Genomic DNA, 19420 nt, shown 5'->3' on the forward strand with positions numbered 1-19420 from the left:
TCGGCCGGCAGCGCGATCCGTCGCACCAAAGAAAAAAGCGCCCTCGTGGCGCTTTTCCGTTGGCGCAATCGCTGCGGCTTCGCCGTCTGTCGATTCGCCCCCCGAAACCGTCCTGCGACGGTGACCGGAAAAATATTCCGGATTAAAAAACGTCCGCCGCCGCCCGATCACTGCATTCCCCGGTCAGACGACGGAACGTTGCTTATCCGCAAGTCGGCCTGCATGCATGTGTTGTCCGACGATGATTGGCCCCGCCGTACATGCAGACACTCCGCGGCCGGCACGTGCTTCACGTGCCGGCAACGCTAACCCCGCGCTTATTTCTGCTACCCCGTAGAACTTATCTATTCTTTTCATTTTTTCAACTTGTGGGGTGAAGAATAGATATTGGCAGAACGGGATGTCAATCGTTTTAAACGCTATTTTCCGACGATTCAAGGGTTTTCCTTATCGATTGCCGCCCACGCGCAGGCGTCTCGCCGCATGCGCCCGAGGTCAATCAAACAGGGGAAGATCGGTGCGGGCCGTCGGGCGCGATCAGTTCGCGTCGACCCGGTATCCTTGCTGGCGCAACAATTCGAGCACGCCGCGCGGGCCGCCCAGATGCAGCGCGCCGATCGCGACGAACAGCGGCCGGTTCGGTGCGGCGATTGCCGTCATCCGTGCAACGAAGCGCCGGTTGCGCTCGTACACGATCTTGTTGTCGATCGACGCCGACAACGCCTTCGAACGCGCGAGCCGTTCGCTCTTCGCGACTGCCCATGCCGAGATCGCATCGGCGTCGCCAATTCGCCACAGTCGGTGCAGCGCCTTGATGTCGTCGGCGTTCTGCGCGGGCGTCTGCACCATGTCCTGCGCGAGCATCTCGCGCTGCTCGGCCAGCGTCAGCCCGGTGAACGCGCGCATCTGCTCGGCGAGCGTCTCGAGCCCGATCACGCGGCCGCCCTTCTTCTTCAGGAACACGTTCTGCAGTTGCGCCTCGGTGCCGTACTCGGTCTGCAGGCCGGCCGACAGCGAATCGTAGGTCTCGACGACGAGTGCCGCGAGCCACGGCCGCATCTTGCGGATCTCGGCGAGCGCGGCCGGGTTGCCGCGCAACCGCGCCGCGAGCCGCTGCCACAGCGGCTCCGGCAGCAGGCGCTGCAGGCACGGGTAGCGGCATACGCCGTACTTCGACACGTCGTCCTGCGATTCGAGCAGGTCGTCGGGCGACAGCTCGAGCGCCAGTGTGGGCGACGCGGCGAGCGCCGCGAGGATGCGCGGGCGGAACGGCTGCGCGCTCGGGTAATCGGACGGGTCGCCCGTGTGCAGCGTGCCGAGCACGTAGAGCGTGACCTTGCCCTTGGTTGCAACGTAGAACGGCATGCGCGCGGGCTGCACGCGCACGGTGCCGCGCGACACCGTGCCGTCCGACACGGCGGGCGCGTGGAAGCCCGGCAGGCTCATGCCGGGCGGCGGGACTTGCGACGGATGGATCGGTGAAGTGGCCGGCGCGCGCCCTTCGGCGCGCGCGGATTCGACGGGAACCACGAGGCTGGCCGCCACGCACGCGCCGGCCAGCGCCGCGCCCGTGACGGTACGCACGCTCCAGCGCCGCGCGTAGCGGTACGCGCGCATCACGCGCGCGCCGCCTGCCCCCGCACGGCGCACGCCGGATGCGCGCGCCGCCAACGCTTCAGGCATTCGCCTCCCCGACCTCCTCGGCCCGATGGCAGGCCACGCGCCGGCCGTCGACCTCGCGCAGCTGCGGCTCCTCGGCACGGCAGCGCTCGACCGCATACGGGCAGCGCTGGTGGAACGCGCAGCCCGACGGCGGATTGAGCGGCGACGGCAGTTCGCCCTGCAGCTTGATCTGCACGCGGCGGTCTTCCTCGAAGATCGCCGGCGTCGCCGACATCAGCGCGCGCGTGTACGGATGGCGCGGCCGGGCGTAGATCGTCGCCTTGTCGCCGAGCTCGGCGACGCTGCCGAAGTACATCACCATCACGTCGTCCGCGACGTGCTCGACCACCGCCAGGTTGTGCGAGATGAACACGTAGCTCGTCTTGAACTGCTCCTGCAGATCCATGAACAGGTTCAGGATCTGCGCCTGGATCGACACGTCGAGCGCGGACACCGGCTCGTCGGCGACGACGATCCGCGGATCGAGGATCATCGCGCGCGCGATCGCGACACGCTGGCGCTGGCCGCCCGAGAACATGTGCGGATAGCGTTTCGCGTGCTCGGGCCGCAGGCCGACCGTGCGCATGATCTGCGCGATGCGCGCCGCGCGTTCGGCGGCCGTCAGGTTCGCGTTGATCTCGAGCGGCTCGGATAGCGTCTGCTCGACGGTCTTGCGCGGGTTGAGCGATGCGAACGGGTTCTGGAACACCATCTGCACGCGGCGGCGCAGGTCGGCGACCGTGTCGCGGCTTGCACCGGCAACGTTCTTGCCGTCGATCGTCAGGCTGCCCGACGTCGGCGTCTCGATCATCGTGAGCTGACGCGCGAGCGTCGACTTCCCGCAGCCCGATTCGCCGACGACGGCGAGCGTCTTGCCGCGCTTCAGCGTGAACGACACGCCGTTCAGCGCCTTCACCGTGCCCTGCCCGAACATCCCGCGCTTCACCGAATAGTGCTTCGCGAGGCCGTCGGCCACCAGCACGGCTTCGTCGTCGGGCGGCGTGGCACGCGTTTGATTGACTGCATTCATCGTGCACCTCCCGTCAGGTCGAGGTTGGAAACGTTGAGCGGCTTGATGCAGCGTGCGCGCATCGCATCGTTGCCGGACACCAGCGTGTCGAGCGCCGGCCGCGCCTTGCGGCAGTCGTCGACGACGTACTTGCAGCGCGGCGCGAACAGGCACCCGGACGGGCGATCATCGCGGCCCGGCACCATGCCGGGCAATGCGGCAAGGCGACGCGCCCCCTTATTGTGCTCGGGAATCGCCGCGAGCAGCGCTTCGGTGTACGGATGATGCGGCGCGCGGAAGATGTCGGGCACGCGGTTGGTCTCGATCACCTCGCCCGCGTACATCACCGCGACGCGCTGCGCGACTTCCGACACCACGGCCAGGTCGTGCGAGATCAGCACGAGCGCCATCCCGCGCTCCTTCTGCAGCTTCACGAGCAGGTCCATGATCTGCGCCTGGATCGTCACGTCGAGCGCGGTGGTCGGCTCGTCGGCGATCAGGAGCTTCGGGTTGCACGCCACCGCCATCGCGATCATCACGCGCTGGTTCATCCCGCCCGACATCTGGTGCGGGAACGACGCGATGCGGTTCTTCGCATCGGGAATACCGACCTGGTCGAGCAGCTCGAGCGCGCGCCGGTGCAGCGCGTCGCCGCGCAAGCCCTCGTGCAGCTTCAGCACCTCCTTGATCTGGTAGCCGACCGTGTAGCTCGGGTTCAGGCTCGTCAATGCGTCCTGGAACACCATCGCGATGTCCTTGCCGACGATCTTGCGGCGCGCCTTCGGCGACGCCTTCAGCAGGTCGACACCGTTGAACGTGACTTCATCTGCCGTCACCTTGCCCGGCGCATCGATCAGGCCCATCAGCGCCATCATCGTCACGCTCTTGCCCGAGCCCGATTCGCCGACGACGCCCACCACCTCGCCCGGCGCGATCGACAGGTTGATCCGGTCGACAGCGGGCAGGCCGTTGAAGTTCACCGCGAGATTGCGGATGGTCAGAAGATCTTGGCTCATGGTCACGCCATCCGTTTCAGTTTGGGATCGAGCGCGTCGCGCAGCCCGTCGCCGAGCAGGTTGATCGCGAGCACCGAAATCAGGATCGACAGGCCAGGCATCGTCACGATCCACCATGCGTTGTCGATGTAGTCGCGCGCGGAGGCCAGCATCGCGCCCCACTCGGCGGTCGGCGGTTGCACGCCGAGGCCGAGGAAGCCGAGCGCGGCCGCGTCGAGGATCGCCGACGAGAAGCCGAGCGTCGCCTGCACGATCAGCGGCGCCGTGCAGTTCGGCAGCACCTGCGAGAACATCAGGCGCAGCGTGCCGGCACCGGCCACGCGCGACGCCGTCACGTACTCCTTCTGCAGCTCGCCGAGCGCCGAGGCGCGCGTCAGGCGCACATAGGCCGGCAGCGCGACGATCGCGATCGCGAACATCGTGTTGGTGAGGCCCGGGCCGATGATTGCGACGACCGCGACCGCGAGCAGCAGCGACGGCAGCGCGAGCAGCACGTCCATGATGCGCATCACGGGCGTGTCGGCCCACTTCTGGAAGAATGCGGCGACGAGCCCGAGCACGATGCCGGGAATCAGTGCGAGCACGACCGACACGAAGCCGATCCAGAACGACATCCGCGCGCCGAACATCAGGCGCGAAAGAATGTCGCGGCCCGCTTCGTCGGTGCCGAGGATGAATTTCCAGTTGCCGCCATCGAGCCACGCGGGCGGGATCTTCACGAAGTCGCGGTATTGCTCGACCGGGCTGTGCGGCGCGAGCAGCGGGGCGAACAGCGCGACCAGGATCAGCACGATCACGACGACGCCGGCGCCGACGGCGCCGCGGTTGCGCGAGAAGTTGGCCCAGAATTCGCGCAGCGCGAGCGCACGGCCGCCGGCCGGCGCGGATTCGGTCGGCAAGGTGTTTTGCAGATTGCTCATGGGATTACCTCGTGTGGCGGATGCGCGGATTCAGCACGCCGTACAGCAGGTCGACGACCAGGTTCACGACGATCACGAGCGTCGCGATCAGCAGGATGCCGCCCTGGACGACCGGATAGTCGCGACGGCCGATCGCATCGATCAGCCACTTGCCGACACCGGGCCACGAAAAGAGCGTCTCGGTCAGCACAGCGCCCGCGAGCAACGTGCCGATCTGCAGGCCGATCACGGTGACGACCGGGATCAGCGCATTGCGCAGCGCATGCACGACGACCACGCGCGCGGGCGACAGCCCCTTCGCGCGGGCGGTGCGGATGTAGTCCTCGCGCAGCACTTCGAGCATCGACGAGCGCGTCATCCGCGCGATCACCGCGAGCGGGATCGTGCCGAGCACGATCGCGGGCAGGATCAGGTGGCTGACCGCCGACTTGAACGAGCCTTCATCCGGCGCGAGCAGCGCGTCGATCAGCATGAAGCCCGTCGGGTGCGGGAAGTCGTATTCGACGGCGATGCGCCCCGACACGGGCGTCCAGCCGAGATACGACGAAAACACCATGATGAGGATCAGCCCCCACCAGAAGATCGGCATCGAGTAGCCGGTGAGCGCGGTGCCCATCACGCCATGGTCGACGACCGAGCCGCGCCGCAGCGCGGCGATCACGCCGGCCGGCAGCCCGACCGCGAGCGCGAACACGAGCGCGCACAGCGACAGCTCGACGGTCGCCGGAAAGCGCGCGAAGAATTCGCCCGCCACGCTCGTGTTGGTGATGATCGACATGCCGAGGTCGCCATGCAGCGCCCGGCCGATGTAGTGGAGGTACTGCATGGGCAGCGGCTGGTCGAGCCCGAGGCGTTTCATCGCCTCTGCATGCATCGCGGGATCGACGCCGCGCTCGCCCATCATCACTTCGATGGGGTCGCCCGGTATCAGGTGAATCAGCGCAAACGCCAGGATGGTGATGCCGATGAAAGTCGGGATCACCATGCCCACGCGGCGCAACACGAATGTGAACATGATGCGTCTCGTATTTTCTTGTGGGAAATGTGCGACCGGCGACGGGAAGCTTTTGGCCTCCCGCCGCCGGATGAATTAGCCGGTCTCGGTCTTCGTAGACAGCTTACGCCGGGCGCGTTACTTCACGCTAACACCGTCGAAGCGGGCATAGCCGAGCGGCTCGATACGCATGTCGACCACGGTCTTGCGCACCGGCTGGTAGACCGTCGAGTTCGCGATCGGCGAGAACGGCAGCTGTTGCGCGAAGATCTGCTGAGCCTGCGTGTAGAGCTTCGTGCGCGCGTCCTGGCCCGTCGTCGTGCGGCCCTTCTGGACCAGCTCGTCGAACGGCTTGTAGCACCAGTGCGAGAAGTTGTTGCCCTTGATCGCTTCGCAGCCGAGCAGCGTGCCGAGCCAGTTGTCCGGGTCGCCGTTGTCGCCCGTCCAGCCGATCAGCATCGTGTCCTGCTCGCCGCTGTGCGCGCGCTTGATGTACTCGCCCCACTCGTACGTGACGATCTTCGCCTTCACGCCGATCTTCGCCCAGTCGGCCTGGATCATCTCGGCCATCAGGCGGGCGTTCGGGTTGTACGCGCGCTGCACGGGCATCGCCCACAGCGTGATCTCGAAACCGTTCGGGAAGCCTGCCTTCGCGAGCAGCGCCTTCGCCTTCGCGGTGTCGTACGCGGCCATCTTCAGGTTCTTGTCGTACGACCATTGGGTCGGCGGCATCGGCGCGGTAGCAGCCTGGCCGGCACCCTGGTAGACGGACTCGAGGATCGCCTTCTTGTTGATCGCCATGTCGAGTGCCTGACGCACTTCGAGCTTGTCGACCGGCTTGTGCTCGACGTTGTACGCGAGATAGCCGAGGTTGAAGCCGGCCTGAGACGGCATGTCGACGCCCGCATCGGCCTTCAGCGTCGCGATGTCGGCCGGACGCGGATAGCTCATCACCTGGCATTCGTTGCGCTTGATCTTCTGCACGCGCACGCCCGGGTCGGGCGTGATCGAGAAGATCAGCTTCGACAGCTTCACTTCGCCCTTCTTCCAGTAATCAGGATTCCCGTCGAAACGGATCGTCGCGTCCTTCGTGTAGCTGCGGAAGATGAACGGGCCCGTGCCGACCGGCTTCTGGTTGATGTCGGCGGCCTTGCCGGCCTTCATCAGCTGGTCGCCGTATTCGGCCGACAGGATCGACGCGAATTCCATTGCCATGTTCTGGATGAACGGCGCATTCGGCTCGGCGAGCGTGAACTTCACGGTGTACGGATCGACCTTCTCGACCTTCGTGATCAGCTTGTCGAGGCCCATGTCGGTGAAGTACGGGAACGACACCGGGTACGCCTTGCGGAACGCCTGGTTCGGGTCGAGCATGCGCTGGAACGAGAACAGCACGTCGTCCGCGTTGAATTCACGCGTCGGCTTGAAGAAGTCGGTCGTGTGGAACTTCACGCCGTGGCGCAGGTGGAACGTGTACACCTTGCCGTCGGACGACACGTCCCACTTCTCGGCGAGGCCCGGCTCGACCTTCGTGCCGCCGCGCTCGAATTCGACGAGGCGGTTGTAGACGGTGAACGTGGCGGCGGTGAAATCGACGCCGGTCGTAAATTGCGCGGAATCGAAACCCGCCGGGCTGCCTTCTGAGCAGTAGACGAGCGTTTTGTTCGGAATCTGTGCGAATGCAGAGCCCGCGACGCCGAGCGATGCCGCTGCCACGCCTGCAATGGCGGTAACACGCAGGGTGTGCAACAGACGGTTGTATTCCATGTTTCCTCCAGGTCTCCAGATCGGAACCGGCCCGCCAGGGGCCGGCGTACGCGGATATTACTTGAGCTAACGATGTGGCAACAAGCTGGAGAAAAAACTCTTCTAGATGCCCCGCCGGGTTTTTGCCGATGTTTAGTGTGGGTAAAAAATGCGAAAACGCGCGCGAGCGGCAATTCCGTTCATCTCGCGCGAGTTTCGTTCGACAACTAAACAATTCGGGCGCGAACACGAAACCTCGACGCACCGTTTCACCGTGTTCTGCAGCACATCGTTGCGTTTTACGAAACGATCCGATGACCGCCTTCAAATCGTCATGTGGTCACGTGGCCATGTCGTCACGCCGGCGCGTCGAGGTCGGCGCTGCGCGCGGGCACGAACGCGACCGCGACGATCGACAGCGCGATCCCGGCCATCACGTAGTAGGTCGGCGCGAGCGGCGTGCCCGTGACCTTGATCAGCCACGTGACGATGAACTGCCCGAAGCCGCCGAACAGCATCACCGCGACGTTGTACGCGATCGACAGCCCGGTCGAGCGCACGTTGGCCGGGAACAGCTCGGCGATCATCGCGCCGAACGGCCCGTAGTAGCCCGCGAGCGTGACCGACAGCACGGCCTGCACCGCAATCAGCCGCGCGATGCTCGGCGCCGCGTCGAGCCATGCGAACAGCGGATACATCAGCACGAGCGTCAGTGCCAGCGACCACAGCGACAGCCCCTTGCGGCCGATGCGATCCGACCACGCGCCCGCGACCGGCGACAGCACCATCAGCAGCAGGTTGCCGACGATCACCGCGTAGAACGATTCCGCGTACGGCAGCTTCAGCTGCTTCACCGCGAAGGTCGGCAGATAGCTGATCAGCACGTAGATCGTCACCGTCAGCGCGATTACCGAGCCGAGCCCGCACACCACTTCGCGCGGGTGGCGCGTGAACACGTCGCGAAGCGTCGCGCGGCGCGCGTTCTGCTGCGCATGCAGGAACGCTTCGGAATCGGCGAGATGGCGGCGGATGTAGAAGCCGATCGGGCCGATCACGAGCCCGAGGATGAACGGCACGCGCCAGCCCCAGCTGCGCAGCGCATCGTGCGACAGCCCGCGCGTGACGGCCGCGCCGACGAGCGCGCCGATCAGCAGCGCGGCTGCCTGGCTCGCCATCTGCCAGCTGCCGTAGAAGCCGCGTTTCGAGAACGGCGCGGCCTCGATCAGCAGCGCCGTCGCGCTGCCGAATTCGCCGCCCGCGGAGAAGCCCTGCAGCAGCCGGCCGAGCACGATCAGGAGCGGGCCGCCGATGCCGATCGCCGCATAGGGCGGCGCGACCGCGAGCAGGAAGATGCCGGCCGTCATCAGCAGGATCACGAGCGACAGCGCGGCCTTACGGCCGGCGCGATCCGCGTACAACCCGAACACGATGCCGCCGATCGGGCGCATGAAGAACGCGACGCCGAACGTCGCGGTGGTCAGCAGCAGCGACGAATATTCGCTGGAGGTCGGGAAGAACAGCTCGGCGATCACGACCGTCATGAAGCCGAACACCGTGAAGTCGTACCACTCGAGCGCGTTGCCGATCACGGCGGCCGCGACCGCGCGCCGGTTCAGTGCACGCTCGGGCCGGATCGTTTTCGTTGAATTCGCAATCGTCGCCATGCGTGCCTCGTCCTCGTCAGTTCGCCGTGTCGGGCGGCGCGGCGCGCGGGGGGCCCGCGGCTCGCTGGTTTGCAGCGAGTGTAGAAAGCGACGGAACCGATTTCAAGCAATAAAAAACGCCCGCCATCGTTCGATGGCGGGCGTTTCGGGGTTTTCGCCACAATGCGGCATCGCACGATGCCGCACGGGCCTCAACCCATCTTCGAGAAGGCGCTGCACCAGCCCTTCGCCGACACCTGCTTGCCGGGGAAGGCGCCGCACGGGCCCGAAGCCGAGCCCTTCTTGCCCTGGTACAGCATGCAGGCCGCACAATCCTGGCCCGCTGCGTATTTCGGGTACTTCGTCTTGTCGACCTTGGTGGCGTCGGCCTTGTAGCCGAGCGCCACTGCGGTCGGATCGGTTTCCGACAGCATCGGCGCATCAGCCAGCGCTTCGCGCGACAGCGCCAGCGCGGACACGGCACCAATGCTCGTAATCAGGAAACTCCGACGGGATGTTTTCATGGGGGACTCGCTCCAACGTTATCGGTTTGAAAGCTGTTCTGGCGACAGCCGTTCGACAGAATAACGCTCAAGCAAATAGTTGTGCGCGTCGAAATGTCATAGATAAGAAATTCGACACACCGGGCGGGCACGCGCCGCGTCAGCGGTAAGCCGCCATGTCGCCCACGCGCTGCGCGAGCGCGAGCGACGCGGTGAGCCCCGGCGATTCGATCCCGAACAGGTTCACGAGCCCGCGCACGCCATGCTGCGCGGCGCCCTGTACGACGAAATCGGCCGGCGGCTCGCCGGGCCCCGCGACCTTCGGCCGGATGCCCGCGTACGCCGGCTGCAGTGCGCCGTCGGGCAAGCCCGGCCAGAATGCGCGGATCGACGCGTAGAACGCGGTTGCGCGCGCGGGATCGACTTCGTAGCGCAGCGCATCGATCCATTCGACGTCCGGGCCGAAGCGCGCCTGGCCGCCGAGATCGAGCGTCAGGTGCACGCCGAGCCCCGCGCGGTCGGGCAACGGGTAGATCAGGTGCGAGAACGGCGCACGGCCCGACAGGCTGAAGTAGTTGCCGCGCGCGAGATAGAGCGGCGGCACCCAGCGCGGGTCGAGGCCGCGCGTGCGGCGCGCCAGCGCCTGGGCGCCGAGGCCCGCACTGTTGATCACGCAGGCGGCCTCGATCTCGGTCGGCGCGTCGCCGCCCGTGCGCACGACGAAGCGCCTGCCGCGCAGCACGTCGATCGATTCGACCGGGGATTTCAGCGCGCACACGGCGCCGTCGCGCTCCGCGTCGCCGAGCAGGGCGAGCATCAGCTGGTGGCTGTCGACGATGCCGGTGGACGGCGAGAACAGCGCCTCGACGCATTCGAGCGCGGGCTCGAGCGTCTGCGCCTCGGCGCGCGTGAGCGGCATCAGGTCGAGCACGCCGTTTTCGGTCGCGCGCGCGGCGATCGCCTTCAGCTGCTTCACCTGCGCGGCGCTCGTGGCAACGAGCAGCTTGCCGGCGCGCCGGTGCGGCACGCGATGCGTCTCGCAGAATTCATACAACAGGTCGCGCCCGTGCACGCACGACATCGCCTTCAGCGACCCGCGCGGATAGTAGAGCCCCGCATGGATCACTTCGCTGTTGCGCGAACTCGTGCCCGTGCCGATCGCATCGGCGGCCTCGAGCACGAGCGTTTCACGCCCGCGCGCGGCCAGTTCGCGCGCAATCGCAAGACCGACGACACCTGCGCCGATCACGACACAATCCATCTGCTCCATGACGTTTCGCGCCGCTAGCGCGTCGAGGGGAGAGAAGAGAATTGTACGTCCCGGTTCACCTGCTTGCCGAAGGTCGCGCAGCGCATCGCTGCGACGCCGCGCATGACGCACGGCGCACTGCTCGACGCAGCGCGGCACGGCGCGCGCATGCCGCCGCCGTACGCGCGCCGCCGCTTCAGAAGCCGATCGGCCGGCGCTTCGCGGCACCCTCGTCGGCCCGGATGTCGCGCGGCCCGATCGCATCGCGGCCGTCGAGCCGCGCGGCGCCGAATGCGTGCAGCAGCGCGCGGCGCATCGTGCGCGGCGATGTCGCGGCCAGCACGTCGAGCGCGTCGTCGCCGAGGGTATCCGGGAAGCGCCGCCCCCACGCGTGCGACGTGCGGATCTCGTCGTAAATCGTCTGCGCGATCCGGCGCGCGCCGGCCGCATCGGGCGGCTCGATCTCGTACACGTTCATCCGGTTGAGCAGCGGCTCCGGAATCGCGTGTGCATCGTTCGCGGTTGCGATCCAGATCACGTTGCCCGCATCGATCGGCACTTCCGCGAATTCGTCGATGAACGCGCGTGCAGTGTCGTGCTCGAGCAACGCGTACAGCGCGCCGAGCGGATCGTATTGCGCGTCGCTGCCGGCCTTGTCGATCTCGTCGACCGCGATCACCGGGTTCGCGTAGCTGCCGTTCACGAGCGCATCGAACACCTTGCCGGGCTTCGCGTTCTTCCATTGCGACGACGCGCCCGACAGGATCCAGCCGGCCGTCAGCGAACTCATCGGCACGTAGTGGTACGCGGTGCCGAGCAGTTGCGCGAGCGCCTTCGCAAAGTGCGTCTTGCCGATGCCCGGGGACCCGAGCAGCAGGATCGGCATCAGTTCGAGCCGGTCGTCCGTTTCAAGGCACAGCGCGACCTGCTTGCGCACGTCGGCGAGCGGCTCGGCGAAATTGGGCAATGTCTCGCCGAGCGCGTCGAACGACGGCATCCGGTTCGGCTTCACGCAGAAGCGCAGGTTGCCCGTCTTGAGCATCCTCTCGTAGGTGGCGCGCAGTGCGTCGCTCGCGCTCTCGTTCAGGTCACTCAGCGCCGTCTCGACCTGCTCGAGGTCGTACACCGTGCTGAAGGACGCCACCGCCAGTTCCTGTTTCACCATCGCCGTCGTCATACCAACCTCGCTGCCGCTTGCTGTCACATGACCATCAGACCCTTACGATTTCAGTGTAGCGATCCCGCATCCCCGCGCAAGCAAGCAGCCGCGCGCGTCTGCTGCTAACACCCGCGCGCGCTGCACGCCGGCGCGCCGCGGCGTATGATCGTCGGTTCAGCCACCCGCCGCACCGGCCTTGCCGACAGCGCCCGCGCGGCGCGTCGGCCCGTCCCGAAGGTATGCCGATGTCCGTCCCCACTGCTTTCCCGCGCGTCGATGCCGATGCGACCGGTGCCGTCGACGCGGCACTCACGTCGCGCCGCGCGATCCGCGCGTTCCTGCCGACGCCCGTGCCGCGCGACACGCTCGAGGCGATCCTCGAAGCCGCGAGCCGCGCGCCGTCAGGCACCAACATCCAGCCATGGCGCGTGTACGTCGCGACGGGCGCCACGCGCGATGCGCTCGCCGCCGCGCTCACCGCGGCCCACGACGATCCCGCGCGCGACGAGAAATACGTCGCCGAGTACGACTACTACCCGCGCGAATGGGTGTCGCCGTACATCGACCGGCGCCGCAAGGTCGGCTGGGACCTGTACGGCCTGTTGAACATCGGCCGCGACGAGAAGGCGCGCATGCATGCGCAGCACGCCCGCAACTTCCGCTTCTTCGATGCACCCGTCGCACTGTTCTTCACGCTCGACCGCGTGATGACCTACGGTGCATGGCTCGACTGCGGGATGTTCCTGCAGGGCGTGATGACGGCTGCACGCGCACGCGGGCTCGACACCTGTCCGCAGGCCGCGTTCGTGCCGTTTCACCGGATCATCTCCGAACACCTCGGTATTCCCGCCAACGAACAGCTGGTCTGCGGCATGTCGCTCGGCCATGCAGACCCCGGCGCGATCGAGAACCGCCTCGTCACCGAGCGCGCGCCCGTCGCCGAGTTCACGCGTTTTTTCGCTTGAAAACGCATGGCGCGGCCCTACCTTTCGAACAGGACCGCATCGTGCGGCGAACCTGCCGCGGCGCGTCCTGCCACATCGCGATCGAAATCGATCGGGCGTAAGATGTGCGTCCGTTCCCCGCTATTCCGCGTTTCCGGAGACGTTTCATGCTGAAACACGGCCTGGCCGTCCTGCTCGCGAGCGTCACGCTCGCCGCCCATGCGCAGAGCCCCGCGCCGGCCTCCGTCGCGTGGGAGATCCAGGTGGTGCGCGACGGTCAGACCATCGACACGTTCCAGCAGCGCACCACGGTGGGTCAGACCCGTACCGATACCCATCGCTATCCGTCCTCCGTTCCGGTCGGCTGCGGCAATGCCGCACGCGTCGTGCCGACCGAGCGCTCGCGCTCGGTGACGGTCGCGCCGCTTACCGTCGACACCGGCGCGAACACGGTGTCGCTTGCGCTCGACGTGCAGGAAACGCTCGACGATGAAAACGCGACGCGCAGCGATCCGTGCGTGCCCGCGTCGCCGCGGCAAATCGTCGCGAGCCACCCCGGCCTGACGGTCGGCGGCGATGCGTGGACCGACTGGACGCTCGTCGAGCAACATCCGCACCTCGTGTACCGCGTGCGCGCGCACGTCGCGAAGGATTGAGCGTCATGTCCGCCGACGCCCTGTCCCTGCCGTTCGCCGAACCGCACGCCGCGCCCGACGAAATCACCGCGGTGAGCTGGAACCTGCACAAGGGCCGCTCGCCGCTCGGCTTCACCGCGTGGAACGCGATGCGCAACTGGATGCAGTCGACGCACGCCGACGTGTATTTCCTGCAGGAAGCGATGGCGCGCCGCATGCCGCGCCCCGTGCTCGCGCCCGGCTTCGGCGCGCCGATGGACGACGCGGTCGACGACATATGGCACTGCCAGGCCACCGAGATCGCGCATGCCCTCGACTGGCAGATCGCGCTCGGGCCGAACGTGTTCAAGCCGTCGTGGCGGCACGGCAATGCGATCCTGTCGCCGCATCCGCTCGACCTCGGCGGCCGCTGGGACATCTCGGCGCATCGCTTCGAGCGGCGCGGGCTGCTGGTCGCGCGCGCGACGCTCGCGGGCGCGCGCCCGGTCACGCTGCTGTGCGCGCACCTCGCGCTCACGCGCGCCGCGCGGCTGCGCCAGATGCACTGGATCGCGCACTGGATCGTGCGCAACGCAGGCGACGGCCCGCTGATGCTCGCCGGCGACTTTAACGACTGGCGCAACGATTCGGTCGCGCTGTTCGGCGAGATCGGGCTGTCCGAGGTCGCGACGCTGCTCGGCGAATCGGGCCGCACGTTCCCCGCGTTCTCGCCGGCGCTCGCGCTCGACAAGATGTTCGTGCGCGGGCTGACGCCGCTCGAATGGCGCGCACCGTCCGGCGAGGCCGCGTGGCTGTCGGATCACCTGCCGTACATCGCGCGCCTGCGCCTCGATCCGCAATAACGTTTCCGATATCAGCCGGATTGCGCGCAGCCGAAGGCGCGTGACTACCTGTGTGCGTATCGCAGCGGCCTGTTCACCTGCCTGACGAACCCGAAATCGTGCGCGTTCTGGACCAGCTTGTTCGCGGCAATGCTGCCCGCACACGTGCCGCTGTGGTTCAACGGCGCGGTGCTGGTGACGATCGGCGTGCTGTCGGCCGGCGGGTACTCGTGCGTCGCGTACCTGTTCGCGAGCCCGCGTGCGCAGCGCGGCTACCGGCGCGTGCGGCGCCCCCTCGACGCGCTGTGCGGCGTGGCGCTCGTCGGCCTCGGCGCGAAACTCGCGGCCGAGCGTCGAAAACTGAAAGCGGATTGAAATAATTCGTTGCGCCAAATCCGCGCAGCCGCGGGGGTCAAGCCCGCGATCCGCGTCAACAGGGTAAAATAACGAGTTCCTCAATCGTCTGTCATCGAGAAGGCGCGTGTCCGACGCGCCGGCCGGCCGATCCGCGATCGGGCCGTCGCACTCGGTTTTTTTGCCCGTTTTTGGGCCCGTTACTCGCGTTCGCTACGCGCGTCCGTTTTCAAAGCCATGAGCAAATACGACACCGCCACCGTCCAATCCGTCCATCACTGGACCGACACGCTGTTCAGCTTCACCTGCACCCGTGAGGCGAGCCTGCGCTTCAACAACGGCGAATTCACGATGGTCGGCCTCGAGGTCGACGGCAAGCCGCTCGCGCGCGCCTACTCGATCGTCAGCCCGAACTACGAAGAGCATCTCGAATTCTTCAGCATCAAGGTGCAGAACGGCCCACTGACGTCGCGCCTGCAGCACCTGAAGGTGGGCGACACGGTGCTGATCGGCAAGAAGCCGACGGGCACGCTGGTCGCCGACAACCTGCTGCCGGGCAAGACGCTGTGGATGCTGTCGACGGGCACGGGCCTCGCGCCGTTCATGTCGATCATCCGCGATCCGGACATCTACGACCGTTTCGACAAGGTGATCCTGACGCACACGTGTCGCCTGAAGGGCGAGCTCGCGTACATGGACTTCATCAAGCACGACCTGCCGGGCCACGAGTACCTGGGCGACATCATCAAGGAAAAGCTCGTCTACTACCCGACGGTCACGCGCGAAGCGTTCGACAACGAAGGCCGGATCACCGACCTGATCGCAACGGGCAAGCTGTTCACGGATCTCGACGTCCCGCCGTTCTCGCCGGAAAACGACCGCGTGATGCTGTGCGGCAGCACCGCGATGCTGAAGGACACGACCGACCTGCTGAAGCAGGCCGGCCTCGTCGAAGGCAAGAACAGCGCGCCGGGCCACTACGTGATCGAGCGCGCCTTCGTGGATTGATCGATCCCCAAATTTGCGCATCATCAAGAACCGGAGCGAAAGCTCCGGTTTTTTTTCGTCCCTACTTGGCGAATTCGTAACAAATTGGGATCATCCCATCTCAAATAGTTACATTTGGATACGTCATCGCCCGGTGCTCGGATGTCAGTGTTTTTCCTACAACACGTTCATTCCGATTATTCACATTTACCCTTAAATGTCCGCCCGACATGACCTTTTCGGAAATTTTGAGATATTATTCGCCGCGCGTGGTTGCCGTTCGGATGGGAGTGGAAGGGTCGGATGCAAGTGTTACAAAACGTAACTTTTGTTACCTCGGCAGGGGGCGATTCTCTGGCGGCAACCGTCATCGAAACGGCAGCCGATCCACGCAGCCAGCCGGTGTCTGAACCGCTTTCTGACAGCAGGGAGAGTCATGGATACGTCGCTTAACGCGCCTTTGAGCGCCCACGCCCCGTTCCCGTCGCAACAGCTCGTGCCGGGCTGCGCCGCGACTCCGCCCATTGCCGACGCCGCGCCGAAACGCGGCGCCTCCGCCGCGCGGATCGCAGCGCTGTCTGCTCAACTGCTCGCCGCCGACGAAGCCGCCCGCCGCCACCTGGCTGGCGAGTTGCACGACGGGCTCGGCGCCGAACTCACCGCTGCGCGTTTCGCGCTCGCAAACGTTCAAACGTGGCTGCCGGCCGACGCGCCGGACGGTTGCCTGCGCGCGCTGGCGCTTGCGCAGCAGGCGCTCGACGCCGCGGCCGACGCGAATCGCCGGCTGATCGACGAGCGCGACACGCCGGCACTCGACGCAGGCGTGGTCGGCGCGCTGTCTTCGTGGGCCGACACCCATGCGGCACGCACGGGCCTGCGCACCAGCTTCGTGTGCGCGGCCGACGCGCGCCTGACGCAGATCGCCGGCGCCAGCGCGCTCGCGGTGTTCCGCGTCGCGCAGGAAGCGTTGTCGAACGTCGCGAAGCACGCACGCGCGACGTCGGTCGACGTGCGGATCGCCACCGACGGCACGCATCTGTCACTGATTGTCTCCGACGATGGGACCGGTTTCTCGCGAAGCCGCCGCACCGGCTACGGTCTCGCCGGCATGCGCGCCCGTTGCGAGGCGTTCGGCGGCAGCTTCGAGACGGCCACGCCGGCAACCGGCCACGGCACGCGCGTCACCGCGCGCTTCGCTTGGGATTCGCTGCTCGCGGTGCCCGTCGCGGCCCGCCGCGCGTCGCTTTCGTGAGGTCGTCATGAGCCTGAACATCCTGCTCGTGGACGATCACGCGATCGTCCGGCAAGGGATCCGCCAGCTGCTGATCGACCGCGGCGTCGCGCGCGACGTCACCGAGGCCGAGAACGGCGGAGACGCCATGGCCGCCGTCGACAAACGGGAATTCGACGTGATCCTGCTCGACATCTCGCTGCCGGACACGAACGGCATCGAGGTGCTCAAGCGCCTCAAGCGCAAGCTGCCGCGCACGCCGGTGCTGATGTTCTCGATGTACCGCGAGGATCAGTACGCGGTCCGTGCGCTGAAGGCCGGCGCCGCCGGCTACCTGTCGAAGACGGTCAACGCCGCGCAGATGATCGGCGCGATCCAGCAGGTCGCGGCCGGCCGCAAGTACGTGAGCCCGGCGATGGCCGAGGCGCTTGCCGAATACGTGTCGTTCGAGAACGAGGCGCTGCCGCACGAAAAGCTGTCCGACCGCGAGTACCAGACGCTCTGCATGCTCGCGTCAGGCAAGCGGCTCACCGACATCGCGAATACGCTGTCGCTGTCCGTGAAGACGGTGAGCGTGTACCGGTCGCGGCTGCTCGAGAAGATGCGGCTGTCGAACAACGCGGAACTGACGTTCTACGTGATGAGCAACCGGCTCGTCGACATGGCGCCCACGGCCGGCGCCTGACTGCCCCGCCCCACCCGATTCGTCCGACCCAGCGACGCGGCACATGCCGCGCCGCCGGCCGCTGCTGCCCATTTGGTGCGCAAGCGCTTGTTTTATCGGACGATTTCTCGACGCACCGCTGCGCCGCAGCGGGTCTTGCGCGCCAAATCGGCTAAAATTGCGGGTTTTCACTCAGTCAGCGCTACCGCGCCCGCGCGCGCTGGCGATTCATCCGCAATGTCTCTCTTCCGCAAGAAAAACGTCGATCGCATGATCGCCGGCGCACATGCCGCCGGGCTCAAGAAAGCGCTCGGCGCGATCGACCTCACCTTCCTCGGCATCGGCGCGATCATCGGCACCGGCATCTTCGTGCTGACCGGTACCGGCGCCGTGCAGGCCGGCCCCGCGCTGATGCTGTCGTTCGTGATCGCCGCGATCGCGTGCGGCCTCGCCGCGCTGTCGTACGCGGAATTCGCGTCGACGATCCCCGTCGCCGGCTCGATCTACACGTATTCGTATGCGACGCTCGGCGAACTCGTCGCGTGGATCATCGGCTGGGACCTGATGCTCGAATACGGCCTCGCGTCGTCGGCCGTGTCGGTCGGCTGGTCGGGCTACCTGCAGTCGCTGCTGCAAGGCTTCGGGCTGACGCTGCCCACCGTGCTGACGGCCGCGCCCGGTGCGGTGCCGGGCGTCGTCACGTGGTTCAACCTGCCCGCGTTCCTCGTGATGATCGTGATCACGACGCTGCTGTCGATCGGCATCCGCGAGTCGACCCGCATCAACAACATCATGGTATTCATCAAGGTGTCGGTCGTGCTGCTCGTGATCGCGGTCGGCCTGTTCCACGTGACGCCCGCGAACTGGAAACCGTTCATGCCGCACGGCTGGAACGGCGTGTTCGGCGCGGCGGCGGTGATGTTCTTCGCGTTCATCGGCTTCGACGCGGTGTCGTCGGCGGCCGAGGAAGTGAAGAACCCGAAACGCGACCTGCCCATCGGCATCATCGCGTCGCTCGCGGTGTGCGCGGTGCTGTACGTGACGGTCGCCGCGGTCGCGACCGGCATCGTGCCGGCAGCCCAGTACGCGAACATCTCGCACCCGATCTCGTACGCGCTGCAGGTTGCCGGCGAGACGTGGGTCGCGGGCTTCATCGATCTCGGCGCCGTGCTCGGCATGCTGACCGTGATCCTCGTGATGAGCTACGGCCAGACGCGCGTGATCTTCGCGATGTCGCGCGACGGGCTGCTGCCGGCGATGCTGTCGCGCGTGCACCCGCGCTACGCGACGCCGTTCCTGACGACCTGGCTCGTCGGCCTGTTCTTCGGGCTGATCGCCGCGCTCGTGCCGCTCAACGTGCTCGCCGAGCTGATCAACATCGGCACGCTTGCGGCGTTCTCGATGGTATCGATCGCGGTGCTCGTGCTGCGCCGCACGCACCCCGACCTGCCGCGCGCGTTCCGCTGCCCCGGCGTGCCCGTGGTGCCGATCCTCGCGGTCGCATCGTGCCTGTTCCTGATGCTGAACCTGCAGCCCATCACGTGGGCCGCGTTCGGTATCTGGCTCGTGATCGGCCTCGTGATCTACTTCCTGTACTCGCGTCACCACTCGAAGCTCGCGCACGGTCACCACGACGCGCACTGAGCGCCGCCGTGCCGCACGCGGCACGGTGCGCACCCGCGGGGCCGGATGCCGGCCCCGCCCCCTCCCCGCCCTTCCTTCGCTCGTCACGCCGCCACGTTGCTTTTCCTGCAACGATCCGCGCGTCAATTCCCGTTCTTATTGGCCATTTTTCGAATACCGGCATATTCGATTCGGATCAGCACATCAATCCATTAAAAATGCAATGCGATTGAATTGAATATGAATAGCATAAAATAATC

General features: G+C 66.5%; 18 protein-coding genes and 1 pseudogene. 8 read left to right on the forward strand and 11 right to left on the reverse strand.

Translation table 11 applies throughout. The features are described from left to right. Nucleotides 1–183 precede the first annotated feature (183 nt). From B7G54_RS38775 to B7G54_RS27195, 11 genes are all read right to left on the reverse strand, one after another. Nucleotides 184–438 carry a hypothetical protein gene (locus B7G54_RS38775; protein WP_133059225.1) on the reverse strand — a complete coding sequence of 85 codons (255 nt, stop codon included), beginning with the start codon at nucleotides 436–438 and terminating at the stop codon, nucleotides 184–186. Nucleotides 439–537: 99 nt separating this feature from the next. Continuing rightward, nucleotides 538–1683 (reverse strand): TraB/GumN family protein, encoded by a 1146-nt coding sequence (locus B7G54_RS27150; RefSeq protein WP_085041878.1) that lies wholly within the window; start codon nucleotides 1681–1683, stop codon nucleotides 538–540. Continuing rightward, nucleotides 1676–2692: a peptide ABC transporter ATP-binding protein gene (locus B7G54_RS27155; RefSeq protein WP_085041879.1), complete on the reverse strand. Its 1017-nt coding sequence runs from the start codon at nucleotides 2690–2692 to the stop codon at nucleotides 1676–1678. The genes B7G54_RS27150 and B7G54_RS27155 overlap by 8 nt, the downstream gene beginning before the upstream one ends. After that, nucleotides 2689–3687, reverse strand: a complete 999-nt coding sequence (locus tag B7G54_RS27160; protein WP_085041880.1) for an ABC transporter ATP-binding protein — start codon at nucleotides 3685–3687, stop codon at nucleotides 2689–2691. The genes B7G54_RS27155 and B7G54_RS27160 overlap by 4 nt, the downstream gene beginning before the upstream one ends. Nucleotides 3688–3689: 2 nt before the next feature. Beyond that, on the reverse strand, nucleotides 3690–4607 hold the full coding sequence (locus B7G54_RS27165; RefSeq protein WP_085041881.1) for an ABC transporter permease subunit: 918 nt from the start codon (nucleotides 4605–4607) through the stop codon (nucleotides 3690–3692). 4 nt (nucleotides 4608–4611) lie between these two features. After that, on the reverse strand, nucleotides 4612–5622 hold the full coding sequence (locus B7G54_RS27170) for an ABC transporter permease subunit (protein WP_085041882.1): 1011 nt from the start codon (nucleotides 5620–5622) through the stop codon (nucleotides 4612–4614). Between the two features lie 117 nt (nucleotides 5623–5739). Continuing rightward, complete coding sequence (locus B7G54_RS27175) at nucleotides 5740–7368, reverse strand: ABC transporter substrate-binding protein (RefSeq protein ID WP_085041883.1); 1629 nt, start codon at nucleotides 7366–7368, stop codon at nucleotides 5740–5742. 335 nt (nucleotides 7369–7703) lie between these two features. Continuing rightward, the gene (locus tag B7G54_RS27180) at nucleotides 7704–9011 is read right to left on the reverse strand and encodes an MFS transporter (protein WP_085041884.1); all 1308 of its coding nucleotides are present in this window, start codon (nucleotides 9009–9011) and stop codon (nucleotides 7704–7706) included. A gap of 191 nt (nucleotides 9012–9202) precedes the next feature. Further along, nucleotides 9203–9514, reverse strand: a complete 312-nt coding sequence (locus B7G54_RS27185; RefSeq protein ID WP_021163765.1) for a high-potential iron-sulfur protein — start codon at nucleotides 9512–9514, stop codon at nucleotides 9203–9205. 139 nt (nucleotides 9515–9653) lie between these two features. Further along, nucleotides 9654–10763, reverse strand: a complete 1110-nt coding sequence (locus B7G54_RS27190) for an NAD(P)/FAD-dependent oxidoreductase (protein WP_085041885.1) — start codon at nucleotides 10761–10763, stop codon at nucleotides 9654–9656. Nucleotides 10764–10938: 175 nt separating this feature from the next. Then, the gene (locus tag B7G54_RS27195; protein ID WP_085041886.1) at nucleotides 10939–11919 is read right to left on the reverse strand and encodes an AAA family ATPase; all 981 of its coding nucleotides are present in this window, start codon (nucleotides 11917–11919) and stop codon (nucleotides 10939–10941) included. 227 nt (nucleotides 11920–12146) lie between these two features. Between B7G54_RS27195 and B7G54_RS27200 the strand changes: the two genes are divergently transcribed. The 8 genes and pseudogenes from B7G54_RS27200 to bcaP all read left to right on the forward strand — a co-directional run bounded on the left by B7G54_RS27200 (nucleotide 12147) and on the right by bcaP (nucleotide 19181). Further along, nucleotides 12147–12866 (forward strand): nitroreductase, encoded by a 720-nt coding sequence (locus B7G54_RS27200; RefSeq protein WP_085041960.1) that lies wholly within the window; start codon nucleotides 12147–12149, stop codon nucleotides 12864–12866. Between the two features lie 146 nt (nucleotides 12867–13012). Beyond that, nucleotides 13013–13501 (forward strand): hypothetical protein, encoded by a 489-nt coding sequence (locus tag B7G54_RS27205; protein WP_085041887.1) that lies wholly within the window; start codon nucleotides 13013–13015, stop codon nucleotides 13499–13501. A 5-nt stretch (nucleotides 13502–13506) separates the two neighbouring features. Further along, nucleotides 13507–14322: an endonuclease/exonuclease/phosphatase family protein gene (locus B7G54_RS27210; RefSeq protein ID WP_085041888.1), complete on the forward strand. Its 816-nt coding sequence runs from the start codon at nucleotides 13507–13509 to the stop codon at nucleotides 14320–14322. 30 nt (nucleotides 14323–14352) lie between these two features. Then, nucleotides 14353–14676: pseudogene (locus tag B7G54_RS27215) on the forward strand (LysE family translocator); the annotation flags it as partial. A gap of 216 nt (nucleotides 14677–14892) precedes the next feature. Then, entirely contained in the window at nucleotides 14893–15663 is a 771-nt protein-coding gene (locus B7G54_RS27220) for a ferredoxin--NADP reductase (protein ID WP_085041890.1), read from the forward strand. 415 nt (nucleotides 15664–16078) lie between these two features. Further along, nucleotides 16079–16894: a quorum system sensor histidine kinase RqpS gene (rqpS, locus tag B7G54_RS27225; RefSeq protein ID WP_085041891.1), complete on the forward strand. Its 816-nt coding sequence runs from the start codon at nucleotides 16079–16081 to the stop codon at nucleotides 16892–16894. 7 nt (nucleotides 16895–16901) lie between these two features. Next, nucleotides 16902–17558: a response regulator transcription factor RqpR gene (rqpR, locus tag B7G54_RS27230; protein ID WP_085041892.1), complete on the forward strand. Its 657-nt coding sequence runs from the start codon at nucleotides 16902–16904 to the stop codon at nucleotides 17556–17558. A gap of 216 nt (nucleotides 17559–17774) precedes the next feature. Beyond that, nucleotides 17775–19181: a branched-chain amino acid transporter BcaP gene (gene bcaP / locus B7G54_RS27235; RefSeq protein ID WP_085041893.1), complete on the forward strand. Its 1407-nt coding sequence runs from the start codon at nucleotides 17775–17777 to the stop codon at nucleotides 19179–19181. Nucleotides 19182–19420: the final 239 nt, after the last annotated feature.

The organism is Burkholderia puraquae (assembly GCF_002099195.1).
In the GTDB taxonomy this organism is placed as follows: domain Bacteria; phylum Pseudomonadota; class Gammaproteobacteria; order Burkholderiales; family Burkholderiaceae; genus Burkholderia; species Burkholderia puraquae.

Excerpts from the sequence above, each read along its gene's own strand:
- rqpR (WP_085041892.1), top strand. The coding sequence starts at position 16,902 with ATGAGCCTGAACATCCTGCTCGTGGACGATCACGCGATCGTCCGGCAA.
- B7G54_RS27185 (WP_021163765.1), bottom strand. The coding sequence starts at position 9,514 with ATGAAAACATCCCGTCGGAGTTTCCTGATTACGAGCATTGGTGCCGTG.
- B7G54_RS27190 (WP_085041885.1), bottom strand. The coding sequence starts at position 10,763 with ATGGAGCAGATGGATTGTGTCGTGATCGGCGCAGGTGTCGTCGGTCTT.
- B7G54_RS27150 (WP_085041878.1), bottom strand. The coding sequence starts at position 1,683 with ATGCCTGAAGCGTTGGCGGCGCGCGCATCCGGCGTGCGCCGTGCGGGG.
- B7G54_RS27180 (WP_085041884.1), bottom strand. The coding sequence starts at position 9,011 with ATGGCGACGATTGCGAATTCAACGAAAACGATCCGGCCCGAGCGTGCA.
- B7G54_RS27200 (WP_085041960.1), top strand. The coding sequence starts at position 12,147 with ATGTCCGTCCCCACTGCTTTCCCGCGCGTCGATGCCGATGCGACCGGT.
- rqpS (WP_085041891.1), top strand. The coding sequence starts at position 16,079 with ATGGATACGTCGCTTAACGCGCCTTTGAGCGCCCACGCCCCGTTCCCG.
- B7G54_RS27155 (WP_085041879.1), bottom strand. The coding sequence starts at position 2,692 with ATGAATGCAGTCAATCAAACGCGTGCCACGCCGCCCGACGACGAAGCC.
- B7G54_RS27220 (WP_085041890.1), top strand. The coding sequence starts at position 14,893 with ATGAGCAAATACGACACCGCCACCGTCCAATCCGTCCATCACTGGACC.
- B7G54_RS27205 (WP_085041887.1), top strand. The coding sequence starts at position 13,013 with ATGCTGAAACACGGCCTGGCCGTCCTGCTCGCGAGCGTCACGCTCGCC.
- bcaP (WP_085041893.1), top strand. The coding sequence starts at position 17,775 with ATGTCTCTCTTCCGCAAGAAAAACGTCGATCGCATGATCGCCGGCGCA.
- B7G54_RS27165 (WP_085041881.1), bottom strand. The coding sequence starts at position 4,607 with ATGAGCAATCTGCAAAACACCTTGCCGACCGAATCCGCGCCGGCCGGC.
- B7G54_RS27170 (WP_085041882.1), bottom strand. The coding sequence starts at position 5,622 with ATGTTCACATTCGTGTTGCGCCGCGTGGGCATGGTGATCCCGACTTTC.
- B7G54_RS27195 (WP_085041886.1), bottom strand. The coding sequence starts at position 11,919 with ATGACGACGGCGATGGTGAAACAGGAACTGGCGGTGGCGTCCTTCAGC.
- B7G54_RS27160 (WP_085041880.1), bottom strand. The coding sequence starts at position 3,687 with ATGAGCCAAGATCTTCTGACCATCCGCAATCTCGCGGTGAACTTCAAC.
- B7G54_RS27175 (WP_085041883.1), bottom strand. The coding sequence starts at position 7,368 with ATGGAATACAACCGTCTGTTGCACACCCTGCGTGTTACCGCCATTGCA.
- B7G54_RS27210 (WP_085041888.1), top strand. The coding sequence starts at position 13,507 with ATGTCCGCCGACGCCCTGTCCCTGCCGTTCGCCGAACCGCACGCCGCG.